The organism is Rhodococcus aerolatus, from assembly GCF_054783215.1.
Map to the genome: position 1 here is coordinate 1 of NZ_BAAGQZ010000028.1, position 1,456 is coordinate 1,456.

At 78.8% G+C, this 1,456-nt stretch carries 1 protein-coding gene; it reads left to right on the plus strand.

From position 1 onward, the window contains the following. Window positions 1–1,456 (plus strand): putative PEP-binding protein (locus ACYVOF_RS11130; RefSeq protein ID WP_460866468.1); only part of this gene is annotated, 1,456 nt, incomplete at both ends.

Consider the following 1,456-nt stretch of genomic DNA (forward strand, 5'->3'; position numbering starts at 1 on the left):
GGCCGAGGCCGCCCGGCTCGCCCCCGCCGCGCAGGCCGTCGCGGACCACCGGCCGGCCGGGGCCGACGCCGCCGCGGGTCGAGCGAAGGCCGTCCTCGGCGCCACCGCGCAGATGGCCGCCGACCCCGCCCTGCTCTCCAGCGCCCGCACCCTGGTGCTCACCCAGCACATGCCGGCCGCCCGGGCGGTGTGGGAGGCCGCGGGCACGTTCAGCGCCGCCCTGGCGGCCGTGGGCGGCTACATGGCCGAGCGCGTCCGCGACGTCCAGGACGTCCGCGACCGGCTCGTCGCCGAGCTCACCGGGGTGCCCGCACCCGGGGTGCCGCACTTCAGCGAGCCCGCCGTGCTCGTCGCGGAGGACCTCGCCCCCGCCGACACCGCCACCCTGACCCCCGAGCTCGTGCTGGCCCTGGTCACCGCGCAGGGTGGCCCGACCAGCCACACCGCCATCCTCGCCCGCTCGCTGGGCATCCCCGCCGTCGTCGGCGTGGCCGGCGCCGGCGGGCTGCTGCCCGGCACGCCGCTGCTGGTCGACGGGACCGCGGGCACCGTGGCCGTGCTGGCCGACGTCGTCGACGTGGGCGACCTGCCCGGGGCGGCCGCCCTCGAGTGGGACGGCACCGGCCGGACGTCCGACGGGCACCCCGTCGCCCTGCTCGCCAACGTCGGGGACGCCGCCACCGCCCGGCGCGGCGCCGACGCGTCCGCGCAGGGCGTGGGGCTGCTGCGTACCGAGCTGGCCTTCCTCTCCGCCACCGTCGAGCCCACCGAAGCCGCCCAGCGCCGCGTCTACGCCGACGTGCTGCGGGCCTTCCCGGGGCTGCCCGTGACCGTGCGCACGCTCGACGCCGGCGCGGACAAGCCGCTGCCCTTCCTGCAGCAGGCGGCGGAGCCGAACCCCGCGCTGGGTGTGCGCGGGCTGCGGGTCGCGTTCGACGAGCCGGGCGTGCTGGACCGCCAGCTCGCCGCGCTCGTCGCCGCGGCCGCCGAGACCGAGGCCGTGCTCAAGGTGATGGCCCCCATGGTGGCCACCGCCGAGGAGGCGTCCTTCTTCGCCGAGCGGGCCCGGGCCCACGGGGTGGCCCAGGTCGGGGTCATGGTGGAGATCCCCGCGGCCGTGCTCAACGCCCGCGAGATCTGCGAGGTCGTCGACTTCGTCAGCGTCGGCACCAACGACCTGGCGCAGTACCTCTTCGCCGCCGACCGGCAGGCCGGTGCGCTCGCCGCGCTGAACGACCCGTGGCAGCCCGCGCTGCTGCGGCTGATCGACCAGCTGTGCCGGGCGGCGTCGGGCACCCCGGTGGGGGTGTGCGGCGAGGCGGCCGCCGACCCCCGGCTGGCCGTGGTCCTCACCGGGATCGGGGTGTCGTCGCTGTCCATGGGGGCGGGGGCGCTCGCGGGCGTCGGCGCGCAGCTGGCCGCGGTGGACCTGGCGACCGCCCGGGCCGCGGCGGGG